This is a genomic window from Aestuariibaculum scopimerae, from assembly GCF_059428085.1.
Map to the genome: position 1 here is coordinate 531,720 of NZ_CM182089.1, position 15,422 is coordinate 547,141.

The following is a 15,422-nucleotide window of genomic DNA, read 5'->3' on the forward strand; positions in this document are numbered from 1 at the left end:
ATTAAGCTTCAACACCTTTAGCTGCTTTAATCACTTCTTCTGATATATTAGAAGGTGTTTCAGCATAATGTGAAAATTCCATAGTAGAGGTTGCACGACCTGATGACAATGTTCTTAATGTAGTAACATATCCAAACATTTCAGAAAGTGGCACGGTTGCTTTAACCGTTTTAGCACCTGCTCTGTCACCCATATCACTTACCTGGCCTCTTCTTCTATTTAAATCACCTACAATATCACCCATATTTTCTTCTGGGGTAATAACTTCTAGTTTCATGATTGGTTCCATGATTACAGCTTTTGCAGCTTTTGCAGCAGCTTTAAAACCTAATTTAGCGGCCAATTCGAAAGACAATTGATCTGAATCCACATCATGGTAAGAACCATCAGTTAATGTTACTTTCATAGCATCAACTTCATATCCTGCCAATGGACCATTTTGCATAGCCATTTTGAATCCTTTCTCAATAGATGGAATAAATTCTTTAGGAACGTTACCACCTTTTATTTCAGAAACGAATTCTAAACCTACTTTTCCTTCTTCTGCAGGCTCTAATGTAAATACAATATCTGCGAATTTACCACGTCCACCAGATTGCTTCTTGTAAACCTCTCTGTGATTAGCACGTTGTGTAATAGCTTCTTTGTACTCTACCTGTGGTTGACCTTGATTAACCTCCACCTTAAACTCTCGTCTAAGACGGTCAACAATAATATCTAAGTGAAGCTCACCCATTCCAGAAATAATGGTTTGTCCGGAAGCCTCATCCGTTCTAACGGTGAATGTTGGATCTTCTTCTGCTAATTTAGATAAGGCCATACCTAATTTATCAACATCTGCTTTAGTCTTAGGCTCCACAGCGATACCAATAACGGGATCCGGGAAGTTCATAGATTCTAAAACGATAGGATGTTTTTCATCAGACATGGTATCACCAGTCTTAATATCTTTAAATCCAACGGCTGCTCCAATATCTCCTGCTTCTATATAGTCAATCGCATTTTGCTTGTTAGAGTGCATTTGGTAGATACGAGAGATACGCTCTTTTTTTCCTGAACGGTTGTTCAAAATATAAGATCCTGCATCTAAACGTCCTGAATAGGCTCTAAAGAATGCTAAACGACCAACGAATGGATCGGTTGCAATTTTAAATGCCAATGCTGAGAAAGGTGCATTTACATCGGGCTTACGAGACTCTTCTTTTTCTGTTTCAGGATTAATACCTTTAATATTATCTCTATCTAAAGGAGATGGTAAATAACGACATACAGCATCTAACAAGAACTGTACACCTTTATTTTTAAATGAAGACCCACAAATCATAGGAATGATAGCCATATCCATTACAGCAGCTCTAAGCGCAGCATGCACTTCATCTTCTGTAATAGAGTCTTCATCTTCCATGAATTTCTCTAATAAGTTTTCATCGTAAGTAGCTACTTCTTCAATAAGTAGTGCTCTATATTTTTTAGCTTCTGCTTTTAATTCATCAGGGATATCAATAACATCAAAAGTAGCACCTTGAGTTTCATCGTGCCAAACAATAGCTCTGTTCTTAACTAAATCAATGATACCTTTAAAGTCCACTTCATCACCAATATTCAATACAATCGGCACAGCGTTAGACTTCAACATATCTTTTACTTGTTGACAAACCCCTAAAAAGTTAGACCCTTGACGGTCCATTTTATTAACAAACCCAATACGAGGCACCTTATAGTTATCAGCAAGTCTCCAGTTAGTTTCTGATTGTGGCTCAACACCATCAACCGCACTAAACAAAAACACCAAACCATCCAATACGCGTAATGAACGGTTTACCTCTACTGTAAAGTCAACGTGACCAGGAGTGTCTATAATATTAAAGTGATACCCTTTTGTTTCTGGAGTTGGTTGCGCATTCTCTAAAGGAAACTGCCAAGTACAAGTTGTAGCTGCAGAGGTGATTGTAATACCACGCTCTTGCTCTTGCTCCATCCAGTCCATAGTAGCAGCACCATCGTGCACCTCTCCTATTTTATGGGAAACTCCAGTATAGTAAAGTATACGCTCTGTAGTTGTTGTTTTACCAGCATCAATATGCGCTGCAATACCTATATTTCTTGTATATTTTAAATCTCTTGCCATTTCTTATTAAAATCTAAAGTGAGAGAATGCTTTATTAGCTTCTGCCATTTTGTGAGTATCAACACGCTTTTTAACCGCCGCTCCTTCTTCTTTAGCCGCAGCTAAAATTTCTGAAGCTAAACGTAACGCCATAGATTTTTCGTTTCTTTTACGCGCATAGCTTATCAACCATTTCATAGCTGTTGAAACTTTACGATCTGGACGAATTTGCATAGGGATTTGAAATGTAGCTCCACCAACACGACGACTACGCACTTCTACGTGAGGCATTACGTTTGATAATGCATCTTTCCAAACCTCTAAAGCGGTTTTTTCTTCGTCAGTTTTCTTAGAATCTACAATATCAATAGCATCGTAGAATACTTTAAAAGCCACAGACTTTTTACCATCCCACATCATCATGTTAACGAAGCGAGTCACTAACTGATCATTAAAACGTGGATCCGGCAAAAGCGGTCTCTTTTTTGCTGCTCTTTTTCTCATGTCTTCTTCTTAAAGTTTTTAATTACTTCTTAGGGCGTTTTGCACCATACTTAGATCTACGTTGTGTTCTACCTGCAACACCTGCTGTGTCTAAAGCACCACGAACAATGTGATATCTAACTCCTGGCAAATCTTTTACCCTTCCACCTCTAACCAATACTATCGAGTGCTCTTGTAAATTGTGCCCTTCCCCTGGGATGTATGCATTCACCTCATTACCATTGGTCAACCTTACCCTTGCAACTTTACGCATTGCCGAGTTTGGTTTCTTAGGTGTTGTAGTGTAAACACGCGTACAAACCCCACGTCTTTGTGGACACGAATCCAAAGCAGCCGATTTACTCTTCTTGGTTATTTTGGCTCTTCCTATTCGTACTAATTGTGAAATTGTTGGCATATATATTATATATAAATTTAATAATCCTCTTTTAAGAGGGCTGCAAAGGTAGAAATTAAAATGAAAAATTCAAATCCTAAAACATTAATTTTCAATGGAATTTAAAAATTATTTCACCTACCATATTATAAGTGTGAGTTTTCCGTTAGATTTACACCATAAAACCATTGTGAAGTTGTGCTAAAAACAGCCTATTTATACCTTATTATATATGCCATTTTTTCTTGGGGATTATTTGGGCAAAATCTGCAATTAAAAATCTACGGCAATACTAACCCTGAAACTACTGTTATCAACTCCCTAGGCTACAGCAAAACCCAAAAAAACTTTAAGGCTATAGAAAGGGTGCTGGATTCTGTCCAAAATGTCCTGTACACATTAGGCTATATAGAAAACAGTTTAAAAGCTATTGAAAGACTGAACGACTCCACATTTATTGCCCAAATGCATCTAAAAAAAAAATACAACACCATATATATATATTATAACAGCTCCCTTATTGACCCTGAAATTATAGCACAGATTTCCAACGAAGCAACAGACAAATACTTCAAACTGGATTTTAATAAGGTTGAAACAGTCTTATCTTTTATCAACCAAAAGGTTTCCAACAAGGGATTTCCATTTGCTAAATTACAACTATCCGATATTGCAGTAGATAGTAAATCAAATCTATCGGCGAAATTAACAATTGCTTCTAATAGCCAAAAAAGGTCTGTAGATAATATTATAATAAAGGGGTATGAAAAATTCCCAAGAGCTTATTTAAAGCATTACTTAAAGATTAAACATGGTCAAGTTTTTAATTTAAATGCCACAAAAATCAAAACGGAACAATTAAGCAATTTAAAATTCGCTAATGAAGTAAAGCCACCAGAGGTTTTGTTCTCAAAAGATTCTACCACGCTATATCTTTACCTTGAAAAGTCCAAAAGCAATACGTTTGATGGTTTCTTGGGCTTTGGCACCAATGAGACTACAAATAAGTTAGATTTTGATGGCTATTTAAATTTAAACCTTACAAATAATTTAAATTATGGCGAATCATTTAGGCTTTTATACAAAAGTGACGAAAACGACCAAAAGACTTTTGAAACCAACATTACCCTTCCTTACCTGTTCAAATCGCCCATAGGCTTAGATTTTCTTTTACGGATTTTTAAAAGGGACTCGTCATTTACAACAATTAACCAGTCGGCCAAACTACATTACCAAATCAACACCAAGCATAAAATTTATTTTGGTGTAAACATTATTGAGTCTAACAATCTACTTTCTAACAATACGCCAACTAATATCCAGGACTTTAAAACCAACTACTATGCATTTGCTTATGAATTTTTAAAATTTCAATCCTATAATACCCTATTCCCCATTAATTCTAAATTATACCTTGAAACGAATTTTGGGAAGCGAAAACAATCTAATCAAGAAAAAACCCAACAAACACTCCTGGCTATAGATGCCTTTAAAATTTTTAATTTCAACAAAGCCAATAGTTTCTATTTAAGAATAAGTAGTGCTTCATTGGATTCTAAAAATTATTTAGAGAATGAATTACTAAGGTTTGGTGGAATAAACTCCATTAGAGGTTTTGAAGAGAACAGTATAATAGCGTCTCTTTTTGGAGTTATAAATACTGAATACAGGTATCAATTAAGCAATAACATGTATGTAAACTCTATCCTTGATGCCGCATATTTCAATAACAGTATCACCGACACTAAAGAAAAGCTTTTTGGTTTTGGATTTGGCTTCGGGGTTTTAACAAAAGCAGGGCTCCTCAAATTAAATTATGCAAATGGCAAAAATGAGAATTCCAAATTTAAACTTTCAAATTCTAAAATACATATTAGTTTGACCGCTAATTTCTAGTCAATTTTTGTCATTTTCCTAAATTTTGCATGGAAAATGAAAATTTTAACCATTATTTATTGTTTTATTAACTTTTTATTGTGATTTTTGGCATTGACTAATTCAAATAATTATAAAATGAAAACAAAGTTTAGTGGAATTCTAACGCTATTACTAGCGTTTGTTGTGCAAATAACTTTTGCACAAGAAAAGACAATTTCAGGTACTGTATCAGATGCTTCTGGTCTACCGCTTCCTGGAGCTACAGTCTTAGTTAAAGGTACTACATCTGGTACTTCTTCAGATTTCGACGGTAATTATGCAATCTCAGCTAGTCAGGGTGCAACTCTGGTTTTTAGTTTTGTTGGATACACTACCAAAGAAGTTGTTGTTGGAGCCTCCAACACCATTAATGTTACAATGGAAGAAGATGCAGCTGTTCTTGAAGAGGTTGTAGTAACTGCTTTTGGTAAAACAAAACAAAAAAGATCGCTTGGTTATGCTGCTACAGCAGTATCCGGAGAGCAATTAACCGAGGTTTCTACACTTAACCCTTTTGAAAGCTTATCTGGTAAAGTTGCTGGTTTAGATATTACATCACCAAACCAACCTGGAGCCTCTACAAAAATCATCTTAAGAGGTTATAGTGGATTAAATGGTAGTGGCCCTTTATATGTAATAGATGGTACACCTATATCTTCTGCTTCCAACAGTAGTAGTTTAAGTGGTTTACGTACAGATGTTAATAGATCTTTTGATGGTGGTACTAATGTCAATGATTTAGATGCCAACTCTATTGAAAGTATTAACGTGCTTAAAGGAGGTGCTGCTACAGCATTATATGGATCCAGAGCTGCAAACGGTGCGATTATTATTACAACAAAAAAAGGGCGTTCTGGTGAAAAAATTAAGGTTGAAGTAAATAGTTCTGTTGACTTCATGGAAGTAGCTAGAATTCCCCATTTACAACAACGTTGGGGTCAAGGTTGGAATGGTGTGGACTATTCAGGTCTACCAACAGGTGGTCAAGGGGCCACTAATGAAAATGGTTCTTGGGGACCTGAATTCACAGGCCAAGTGCGTGTTTGGGGACAAATTGTTAACAATACCCAACAAATCAAACCCTATGTTAATTTAGAAGATAATATTAGAGACTTTTATGATGTAGGTCAATCTTTCACTAATTCCGTACGCCTAAGCAGTGGTAGTGAAAAATCGGATTTCTCTTTAATATTCACGAAAGTAGACACAGATGGTATCATACCTACTGATGCCGATGCCATATCAAGAAATACATTTAATTTGAATGCTGGTATATCTGGCAATAAGTTTAGGTTCCGTGTTAATGGGAACTATGCTCAAACAAGACAAAATGCTGTAAACACTGGTCAGGGTGATAATGCTGGTGAAGGTGAAACGTTCATGCAAGAGCTACTACAAATACCTAGAGGTATTAGTGTTATTGATTTAGCAGATTATTTTAACAATCCTTTTAACACGAATGACAATTTCTATACACCTTATTCTAGAAACCCCTATTGGGTTATTAATGAAAATAAAACATACATTTCTAGAGAGCGTTTTTATGGCAATATGAATTTCTCCTATGATATTACCAATAATTTAGTGGGTACTTTACAAGTAGGTGCCGACATTACAAACGGAGGTCGTCATAGTCATGGTGCAGTAATCAACTATACCCCTGGATCTCCAAATGCATTACTTGGGGCTTCAAATAATGTAGGTGGTGTTACAGAAACTACAAACCAAAGAAGACGTTATGAATCATTCTTGACACTGGATTACAACTCTACCATAAGTGATGATTTTGGTATTGAAGCTCAGTTAGGGGGAACTATGAGTAATTCCTATTTTAGTAGTTTATATGTAAGTGTAACAAATTTAGATATCCCAAATTTTTATGAGATTTCTAACTCTGCCGTACAGCCCATAACCGCTCAACAAAATAGTCAAGCTAAAAGATATTCTGCATTTGGTGCAGCAACTCTATCGTTTAAAGACCGTGTATATTTAAACCTTACAGGTCGTAACGAGTGGGTTTCTACACTAGCAATTGGAAACAATTCCTTTTTCTATCCATCGGCTAACTTGAGTGGTATAGTAGTTGATAATGGCACTCACTTTCTAAAAGTTCGTGGGGGTTATGCATCGCTTGCAAACTCTGCTCCATTATACAATACTGAAAGTTCAGCTCTTCAAGCCGTAGCAACAGCTTATTTTGGATCTATTAATTTCCCTTTTAATGGAATTAATTCATTTGAAATTGCAAGAACTTTAGGAAACATTAACATTGAGCCTGAGTTTACGGATGAATTTGAGATAGGCCTTGAAGGTCGTTTCTTTAATAACAGAATTACTGCCGATGTTGCTGTTTATAAAAAGACAACCGACGGTGCCATTATTGGTTTATTATTACCTAATTCAACAGGATATGGTCAAGTATTTGGTAATTATATGGACTTAGAAAATAAGGGTATTGAAGTAGCGCTTGGTCTAGTACCATTTAGAAACGATGATTTTAGTTGGAACATAGACTGGACTTTCACTAAAAACGAAAATGAAGTAACACATCTTATTGATGGTATTGATGAAGTTACTATTAATAGTGCATACAATATTAACTATAAGGCCGTTGTTGGGAAACCTCTTGGTGTTTATTTTGGTAGAACACCATTATTAAATGATGCCGGACAAGTAGTAGTAGATCCAAATACAGGTATTCCATTACAAACAACAGATGAACAAGAACTAGGTAACTCACAAAGAGATTTTGTAATGGGGCTTCAAAATACCCTTAAATATAAAAACTTTAGATTATCCTTTGCTTTTGACTGGAAAGAAGGTGGTTTAATGTACTCTTATACTTCTAGGTTATTAGCATTTACAGGAAATTCTATAGTGACTACTTATAATGAAAGAAAACCATTTATTGTACCTAACTCGGTAGTAGATAATGGAGATGGCACCTATTCTGAAAATACAACTTCTATTGATTTTGGTTCCATTACTGGATACTATAGTGCTAGTAATAACCCAAGTACAGAAGCTATTAATCATGTAATAGACAAAACATTTATAAGGTTAAGAGATTTATCTTTATCCTATAATTTTCCTGAAAGTATTATTGGTAATACTGGCATAAATAGCTTATCAGTAAGTCTATATGGAAGAAACTTAATGCTATGGACGCCTGATGAAAATCCGTATGTAGATCCTGAGGTAACAACTTTTGGTGGTAATGATATTGAAACTGAATTCGGAGAGTTTGCTGCGAACCCCGCACAGAGAACGTATGGTATGGCTCTTAAAGTATCATTTTAATAATTAAAAAAAAATACGATGAAAAAAATAATATTAACATTAATAACATTTACATTGTTATTCGCCTGCGACTCGCAATTGGATATTAACAGAGATCCAGATGATTTAACTCCAGACGATCTAGATTTTGCAGTAGAATTACCAGGTAGTATAACAGCTGTAGCTGGGGTACAAGGCGCTCCTTGGGCCATTATTGGAGGGATTTGGTCTCAGTTTTGGGCTCAAAGTTTATCCTCAAGTCAGTATAGAGTTGTAGATAACTATACGCTTGGAACTACAGACGCTATATCAACTACGGGTTGGTTAAATGCTTATGATGGTCTATTAGATATCAGAAACATTAAAAGAAAAGCTTTAGCAGCTGAAAACTGGAATTATTACTTAATATCAACCGTTTTGGAAACTTATTTTTCCCATATGTTAACGGATTGGTATGGAGACATTCCTTATACAGAAGCTAACGACCCTCTAATATTCCAACCTAATTTTGACGATGCACAAGCTGTCTATGATATGCTAATTGCAGATTTGGACGATGCTTTAAGCAGAAATCTTGCTGCTTCTGTTGGTGATGCACCTGGTGCAGATGACCTAGTTTTTGGTGGAGACATGACCGGTTGGGTTAAATTTGCCAATACACTAAAGCTTAAAATTTACTTACGTCAAACTGAAGCTAGAGCTTCTGTAGCTCAAGCGGGTATTACTGCTATGTTAAATTCTGGAGCACAATTTTTAGATGAAGATGCTTCTTTAACTGGGTTTACAGATGCTCCTAACATAAGTAACCCATTATATGAGTCTGACAAAAGACAGTTGAACACAACTTTAAATTTAAGAGCTAGTACAACCATGCACTCTTATTTAACTGAAAACAGTGATGAAAGAATATCATTATTCTATACTGCTGGAAATTCATTAGATCAAGGAGATTATAACAGTACGGCTTCTCCTAACTCTGTTGCAGTTGCTATACTTTCTCCAGAAACACCTGTTTACTTTATTAGTCTTGAAGAAAGTTTATTTATGCAAGCTGAGGCTATGGAGCGTTACAATAGTGGTACAGGAGCTAAAGCGTTATATGATGCAGCTGTAACTGAAAACTTTGATAAATGGTCTCTTGATGGTTCTAGTTACATTGCTTCTGGCGGTGTTTATGAGTATCCTTCTGGTACTTTTGACCAAAACTTAACAGCTATTATTACACAAAAATGGATAGCTAGTTACCCTGGTAATGGAGCAGAAGCATTCTTTGAATGGCATAGAACAGGTATTCCTGCAACATCATCAGTTCCACAAAGTGATGCAGCTTATGTTCCAGGTGAATTTGCTGTTTCTGTAAACGGTGTGTTAGGAAATGGATTCCCACAACGACTATTATATCCAACTGCGGAAACGTCAAGGAATCAAAATGCCCCTGCGGTAGTGCCAATTACAACGCCTATCTGGTGGAACCAATAAAATAAAAAAATAGATTATGAAAAATTTAATATTAAGCTTAATATGTATCTCAGCGCTCTTCTTGAGTTCTTGCGATACTGAAACAACGGGGAACGTATCTTCGGTTACGGTTTTTCCTGAGATATCGATTAACGGAGATGCTTTAATGTATTCTGAAGTTGGACAACCTTTTGACGATCCTGGAGCAAATGCTTCTATTGGAGGTGCTCCTGTAGAATTTCAAACATCTGGTAATTTAGATACTAGTACACCTGGGTTTTACACTATTAATTACTCTGTTGAAAACTCTGATGGGTTTGCTGCCAGTGCAATTCGTACGGTTGTTGTATATGAAAACAATGGTACATCAGCTGGTATTTATGATGGAATTAGAGATAGTAGGGGCATTGGTGGTCCTATACTTGTTACTTCAAGAACTGACGGAAGGTATAATATCTCTGACTTAATGGGAGGTTATTATGAGTTTGGAGTGTTATATGGTAACGCCTATGCTTTTCCTGCCATAATAACTATTGATGTAGCTGGAGGTACTGTAAGTTCTGCTGCCGGTGGTGTTGGTGGTTTTGGTCCTTGTGCTTTATCTGCGGGTACAGTAACTCCTGACGGAAAAGTTATGAAATGGACAGCAACTTTAACAGACTATGCCTTTGGCTTTGCTGTAACAATGACCAAAGTAACTCCTTAATCATAAAAATATATAAATATGAAAACAATACAAAAATATATAACATTCCCGTTACTTAGTTTATTACTAATTTCATCATTTATTGCTTGTGATGAAGGTGGTGAACCAGACCCAGGAGAAACAGCTATTGCAGAGATTGCTGGAGATTGGGTGGTAGACGTATTAAGAGACGGATCAGATTTCAGTCATGGTGCAATTAGCACTTACAATACAGCTGCCAATATTCCAACAGAAATGTGGTTGGATGATTTAGAACATGGCTGGGGTTTAAAATCTAAAGTTAATTTAGACTTGAGTACCTTAACCTTTTCTGGCACAGATTTACCTGAGCTTTATTATGATGTAACTGTTACAATCACTGATGGAAAAGTGATTAAAAACGGGGCCACAGCCCCTAGTGGAACGGTTACTGATAGTATTTACTTCCAAGCTGTGTTTTCTGATGTTCCAACAAGAGTATTTGAATATGCTGGCTACAGAAGGACTGGTTTCTTAGAAGACGAATAGTATACCCATATGTTAAATTTAAAGCCATCCAAAATATTTTGGGTGGCTTTATTATTTAAACTTATTACTTTTATATCATTAAGCTATTTACAATGAAACACCCTTTTTTAAAATACACAACTATATTTTTTCTAATTTTAATGTCCTGTACTAAGGATAACAACATCCCTATACTTTCTCCTGACCAAGAAGAGCCTGAGGTTATTATTGATATCCCTATTACAAATACCATTGGCGTAGTAACAAGTAAAAGAGCTATTTTTGATGGTTACACCTTATTTACTCCATCAAAATCTACTGAAACTTACCTTATAGATAATTGTGGAAGACTTATTAATCAATGGAGCAGTACTTATAAGTCAGGGAAATCTGTATTCTTATTAGAAGACGGGTCTATATTAAGGTCTGGGGAAATATTAAACCCTAATATTCAAATTGGAGGTATTGGAGGCGTAATTGAATTATTTGATTGGGACAATAATCTCATTTGGAGTTATGAATATAGCTCCGATCAATTTAGTCATCATCACGATGCCATTGCCTTGAAAAATGGGAATCTTTTATTATTAGTCGCTACCCGTATAACTGAAGCAGAAGCAATCGCTGCAGGAAGAGACCCAAGTACTTTAGCAGACGGCGAACTTTACAATGAACAGATTGTAGAAGTTGAACTTGTGGGGAATAATGATATTAATATTGTATGGGAGTGGAATATTTGGGATCATTTAATCCAAGACTTTGATCCTTCCAAAGGCAATTATGGTATAATAAGTGAAAACCCACAGTTAATGGATATTAATTTTATAGGACGATCAAATAACAAAGCTGATTGGTTACATGCTAATTCCATACAATATAATGAGCAATTAGATGAAATTATAATCAGTTTTCAAGGAACCAGTGAAATAATGGTCATAGATCATTCTACAACTACTTTAGAAGCTGCATCAAGTTCTGGAGGAGCCCGTGGCAAAGGTGGTGATATTTTATACAGATGGGGAAATCCGATAGCCTATAAATTAGGTAGTGAAAACGATAGAACGCTATACGGACAACATTATCCGCATTGGATTCCAAACGATTACCCTGATGGCGGTAAAATTTTAATCTTCAATAATGGTTTAGATAGAGACGTTCCCATTGCTTATTCTTCGGTAGATATTATATCGCCACCTAAAAATAGTAGCAATGATTATATTTTTAATCCAGGTGAAGCTTTTGGTCCATTACAAGCGGAGTGGTCTTATAAAGACATTGGTAATTTTTCGTCTGAAATAATATCCAGTGCCCAACGACTACCAAATGGAAATACACTTATCTGTGAAGGACAAAAAGGTCGCTTTTTTGAGCTTAATAATGATGAAGAGATTATTTGGGAATATATTAGTCCAGTTTCAGGTTCAGGCATTTTAAGTCAGGGAGATCAAGGTTTAGACAATGCTATCTTTAGGGCTCTTAAATATGGTAAAGATTATTCGGCATTTAACAATAAAGATTTGACTCCAGGCAATCCCATTGAGCTTAATCCAAATATTGGTAATTGTCAGTAAAACTATAATTAAAACCATCTTTACTAGATGGTTTTTTTATACCTTTACCCCATGCAAAAACAAACGCAAATCTTTGGTATACGTGCCGTTATTGAAGCTTTAAATGCCAATGAAACGATTGATAAGGTTTTCCTCCAAAAAGGATTGAGGGGTGAGCTATTTTCTGATTTGGAATTTCTACTACGCCAAAAATCGATTAATGTTTCTTATGTTCCTATTGAAAAACTTAACCGACTGACTAAAGGCAACCACCAAGGCGTTGTGGCACAAATCTCCCCTATTGCTTTTTACGATTTGGAAAACTTAGTCATGCAGGTTACCGAATCTGGTAAAACGCCTTTATTCCTCTTATTGGATCAGTTAAGTGATGTCCGTAATTTTGGTGCTATCATCCGTACTGCCGAATGCACTGGTGTAAGCGGAATCATTATTCAAAAAAAGGGAGGTGCCCCCGTAAACGGTGATACTATTAAAACAAGTGCGGGTGCCGTTTTTAAAGTGCCCATTTGTAAAGTAGATCACATTAAAGATGCCGTATTTTATATGCAGGCCTCTGGTATTAAAGTGATTGCTGCCACCGAAAAAACTAATGAAACACTCTATGATGTCTCTTTTAAAGAGCCCTGCGCCATTTTGATGGGATCTGAAGATCGGGGGATTAACCCTTCTATATTAAAAGTTGTTGATGCCAAGGCCAAACTCCCATTATTAGGTGACATAGAATCCTTAAATGTGTCTGTAGCTTGTGGTGCGTTTCTTTATGAGGCTATCCGACAAAGACGTTCATAATCTGATGTCATACCTTCCCCTGAATGACAAAACTATGAATCAATCGTCTTTTCTTTTGTAGGTATACTTTATAATGGGGGGTGCTCCTCTATTTCTGGGTCTGGGTGTTCTATAAAATTACCATCAGCATCAAAATGTTTTAAAAAAGGATCGTCTGCCTCGTTATAATAGCTCTCTTCCCAATCATATTTCTTAGGCTTGGCTATGGCCTTTCTAAACACCAATGCAAACAGTAAGCCTGTAATTAATCCTGATAAATGACCTTCCCAAGAAATCCCCTCCTCTATGGGCAAAGTATACCAAATCATGCTACCATACAAAAAAACAACTAATAATGATAGGGCTATTAAGCGATAGTGCTTTGCAAAAACCCCCTTAAAAAATATAAAACTTACCAACACATAAATTAAACCACTGGCACCAATATGGTATGATGGCCTACCTATGCACCATGTAAAAAATCCTGAAACTAATATCCCCAATACAATAACTTTCCAAGCAATGGGCCTATAAAAATAAAACAATGCCATAGACAGTACTAACAAAGGAATACTGTTATGGTATAAATGTTGGATACTCCCATGTATAAATACACTTAACGCAACTCCTGGAAATCCTTTTAAAGTTTGCGGATAGATACCATATTTACTGAAATTGAAACCAAAGCGGACTTCCAACCAAAAGACAACCCAAATGGTAAGTACAAAAAACAAAGGGTAGGCAACGACACCTAATGAAAAATTGAAATGCTTGTGTTCCTTCATAATCATAAATATAGCAAATAGTTATCCAATTTAGATATGGATGTTAAAATGTCAGTATGCCAAATTTATTAAAACTAACATCTGAAATTCTTTTAAAAGATTCCTGTTTTCGAAGGAATAATGTAATTTTACAATTATGAACGAACCCTTGGCAGAACGTTTAAGACCTAAAACTTTAGCTGACTATGTGAGTCAAACCCACTTAGTTGGTAAAGATGGCGTTTTAACGCAACATATTAAGCAAGGACTCATTCCTTCCATGATTTTTTGGGGCCCTCCGGGTACGGGAAAAACCACGCTTGCTAATATTATAGCCAATGAATCTGGCAGGCCTTTCTACACACTTAGTGCTATTAACTCTGGAGTAAAAGATGTTAGGGATGTTATAGGCAAGGCGAAGCAAAGTGGAGGTCTATTTACTGTAAAGAACCCTATACTGTTTATTGATGAGATTCATAGATTTAGTAAATCGCAACAGGATTCTTTATTACAAGCTGTTGAAAAAGGCTGGATTACTTTAATTGGTGCCACAACCGAAAATCCTAGTTTTGAAGTGATACCGGCTCTTTTATCGCGATGTCAAGTATACGTTTTAAATGCATTTGATAAAACCGACTTAGAAACACTTTTAAAGCGGGCCATTAAGGAAGATGAATTTTTATCTAAAAAGCCAATAACATTAAAAGAAACTACAGCGCTTTTAAGACTGTCTGGAGGAGATGCCCGAAAACTTTTAAACCTTTTTGAGCTTATTGTAAACTCTGAAGGGAGTGATACTATTGAAATTACTGATGCCTATGTATACCAAAAAATTCAAAGCAATACAGCACGCTATGATAAAACAGGTGAACAGCATTACGATATTATATCTGCTTTTATAAAATCCATTCGGGGTAGTGATCCCAATGCTGCCGTATATTGGCTAGCTAGAATGATTGAAGGGGGTGAAGATGTAAAATTTATTGCACGAAGGTTGCTTATCTTGGCTAGTGAAGATATTGGCAATGCCAACCCAACAGCATTGGTAATTGCTAATAACACCTTTCAGGCAGTATCTACTGTTGGCTACCCAGAATCTAGAATTATCTTAAGTCAGTGTGCTACTTATTTAGCTTGCTCACCAAAAAGCAATGCTGCTTACATGGCTATTGGTAAAGCGCAACAATTGGTAAAAGAAACGGGGGATTTATCAGTTCCTTTAGAGATAAGAAATGCTCCCACCAAATTAATGAAAGAATTGGGTTATGGAGATAACTATAAATACGCCCACAATTACCAAGATAATTTTGCAGACCAAGAATTCTTACCTAAAGAAATTACAAACACTAAACTATACGATCCAGGAAACAATGCCCGAGAACAAGCGCATCGCGAATTCTTAAAACAACGCTGGAAAGGCAAATATGGGTATTAATTCAGGATTCGGGATTATGGTACTTGAAACACTACCAAAGAATCTCAATTT

General features: G+C 36.0%; 12 protein-coding genes. 8 read left to right on the forward strand and 4 right to left on the reverse strand.

Annotated features, from left to right (window positions below; all coding sequences use genetic code 11):
• Position 1: 1 nt before the first annotated feature.
• Genes fusA through rpsL form a run of 3 tightly spaced genes read right to left on the reverse strand, consistent with a single transcriptional unit; the run spans position 2 to position 3,008 of the window.
• Positions 2–2,128, reverse strand: a complete 2,127-nt coding sequence (gene fusA, locus AC5SR4_RS02575) for an elongation factor G (RefSeq protein ID WP_495357973.1) — start codon at positions 2,126–2,128, stop codon at positions 2–4.
• A gap of 6 nt (positions 2,129–2,134) precedes the next feature.
• A complete protein-coding gene (gene rpsG / locus AC5SR4_RS02580; protein WP_495357974.1) occupies positions 2,135–2,611 on the reverse strand; it encodes a 30S ribosomal protein S7 in 477 nt (158 codons plus the stop codon).
• A 22-nt stretch (positions 2,612–2,633) separates the two neighbouring features.
• Positions 2,634–3,008, reverse strand: a complete 375-nt coding sequence (rpsL, locus tag AC5SR4_RS02585) for a 30S ribosomal protein S12 (RefSeq protein ID WP_188606684.1) — start codon at positions 3,006–3,008, stop codon at positions 2,634–2,636.
• A 177-nt stretch (positions 3,009–3,185) separates the two neighbouring features.
• On the opposite strand from rpsL, the gene AC5SR4_RS02590 reads away from it, so the two are divergent.
• The 7 genes from AC5SR4_RS02590 (at position 3,186) to rlmB (ending at position 13,193) form a co-directional block, all read left to right on the forward strand.
• Positions 3,186–4,883 (forward strand): BamA/TamA family outer membrane protein, encoded by a 1,698-nt coding sequence (locus AC5SR4_RS02590; RefSeq protein ID WP_495357975.1) that lies wholly within the window; start codon positions 3,186–3,188, stop codon positions 4,881–4,883.
• Positions 4,884–5,000: 117 nt separating this feature from the next.
• Entirely contained in the window at positions 5,001–8,204 is a 3,204-nt protein-coding gene (locus AC5SR4_RS02595; RefSeq protein WP_495357976.1) for a SusC/RagA family TonB-linked outer membrane protein, read from the forward strand.
• An 18-nt stretch (positions 8,205–8,222) separates the two neighbouring features.
• Positions 8,223–9,662 carry a SusD/RagB family nutrient-binding outer membrane lipoprotein gene (locus AC5SR4_RS02600; RefSeq protein WP_495357977.1) on the forward strand — a complete coding sequence of 480 codons (1,440 nt, stop codon included), beginning with the start codon at positions 8,223–8,225 and terminating at the stop codon, positions 9,660–9,662.
• Positions 9,663–9,678: 16 nt separating this feature from the next.
• The gene (locus tag AC5SR4_RS02605; RefSeq protein WP_495357978.1) at positions 9,679–10,347 is read left to right on the forward strand and encodes a DUF5011 domain-containing protein; all 669 of its coding nucleotides are present in this window, start codon (positions 9,679–9,681) and stop codon (positions 10,345–10,347) included.
• An 18-nt stretch (positions 10,348–10,365) separates the two neighbouring features.
• A complete protein-coding gene (locus AC5SR4_RS02610) occupies positions 10,366–10,854 on the forward strand; it encodes a lipid-binding protein (protein WP_495357979.1) in 489 nt (162 codons plus the stop codon).
• A 92-nt stretch (positions 10,855–10,946) separates the two neighbouring features.
• Positions 10,947–12,404 (forward strand): aryl-sulfate sulfotransferase, encoded by a 1,458-nt coding sequence (locus tag AC5SR4_RS02615; RefSeq protein WP_495357980.1) that lies wholly within the window; start codon positions 10,947–10,949, stop codon positions 12,402–12,404.
• A gap of 51 nt (positions 12,405–12,455) precedes the next feature.
• Positions 12,456–13,193: a 23S rRNA (guanosine(2251)-2'-O)-methyltransferase RlmB gene (gene rlmB / locus AC5SR4_RS02620; protein WP_495357981.1), complete on the forward strand. Its 738-nt coding sequence runs from the start codon at positions 12,456–12,458 to the stop codon at positions 13,191–13,193.
• A gap of 68 nt (positions 13,194–13,261) precedes the next feature.
• Here rlmB and AC5SR4_RS02625 read toward each other — a convergent pair whose 3' ends face one another.
• Positions 13,262–13,957 (reverse strand): rhomboid family intramembrane serine protease, encoded by a 696-nt coding sequence (locus AC5SR4_RS02625; RefSeq protein WP_495357982.1) that lies wholly within the window; start codon positions 13,955–13,957, stop codon positions 13,262–13,264.
• Between the two features lie 136 nt (positions 13,958–14,093).
• On the opposite strand from AC5SR4_RS02625, the gene AC5SR4_RS02630 reads away from it, so the two are divergent.
• Positions 14,094–15,371: a replication-associated recombination protein A gene (locus AC5SR4_RS02630; protein WP_495357983.1), complete on the forward strand. Its 1,278-nt coding sequence runs from the start codon at positions 14,094–14,096 to the stop codon at positions 15,369–15,371.
• The last annotated feature ends 51 nt before the right edge of the window (positions 15,372–15,422 follow it).

What these genes read in the sequence shown, in the direction of transcription:
- fusA (WP_495357973.1), bottom strand. Translation starts at nt 2,128, where the DNA reads ATGGCAAGAGATTTAAAATATACAAGAAATATAGGTATTGCAGCGCAT.
- rpsG (WP_495357974.1), bottom strand. Translation starts at nt 2,611, where the DNA reads ATGAGAAAAAGAGCAGCAAAAAAGAGACCGCTTTTGCCGGATCCACGT.
- rpsL (WP_188606684.1), bottom strand. Translation starts at nt 3,008, where the DNA reads ATGCCAACAATTTCACAATTAGTACGAATAGGAAGAGCCAAAATAACC.
- AC5SR4_RS02595 (WP_495357976.1), top strand. Translation starts at nt 5,001, where the DNA reads ATGAAAACAAAGTTTAGTGGAATTCTAACGCTATTACTAGCGTTTGTT.
- AC5SR4_RS02600 (WP_495357977.1), top strand. Translation starts at nt 8,223, where the DNA reads ATGAAAAAAATAATATTAACATTAATAACATTTACATTGTTATTCGCC.
- AC5SR4_RS02605 (WP_495357978.1), top strand. Translation starts at nt 9,679, where the DNA reads ATGAAAAATTTAATATTAAGCTTAATATGTATCTCAGCGCTCTTCTTG.
- AC5SR4_RS02610 (WP_495357979.1), top strand. Translation starts at nt 10,366, where the DNA reads ATGAAAACAATACAAAAATATATAACATTCCCGTTACTTAGTTTATTA.
- AC5SR4_RS02615 (WP_495357980.1), top strand. Translation starts at nt 10,947, where the DNA reads ATGAAACACCCTTTTTTAAAATACACAACTATATTTTTTCTAATTTTA.
- rlmB (WP_495357981.1), top strand. Translation starts at nt 12,456, where the DNA reads ATGCAAAAACAAACGCAAATCTTTGGTATACGTGCCGTTATTGAAGCT.
- AC5SR4_RS02625 (WP_495357982.1), bottom strand. Translation starts at nt 13,957, where the DNA reads ATGAAGGAACACAAGCATTTCAATTTTTCATTAGGTGTCGTTGCCTAC.
- AC5SR4_RS02630 (WP_495357983.1), top strand. Translation starts at nt 14,094, where the DNA reads ATGAACGAACCCTTGGCAGAACGTTTAAGACCTAAAACTTTAGCTGAC.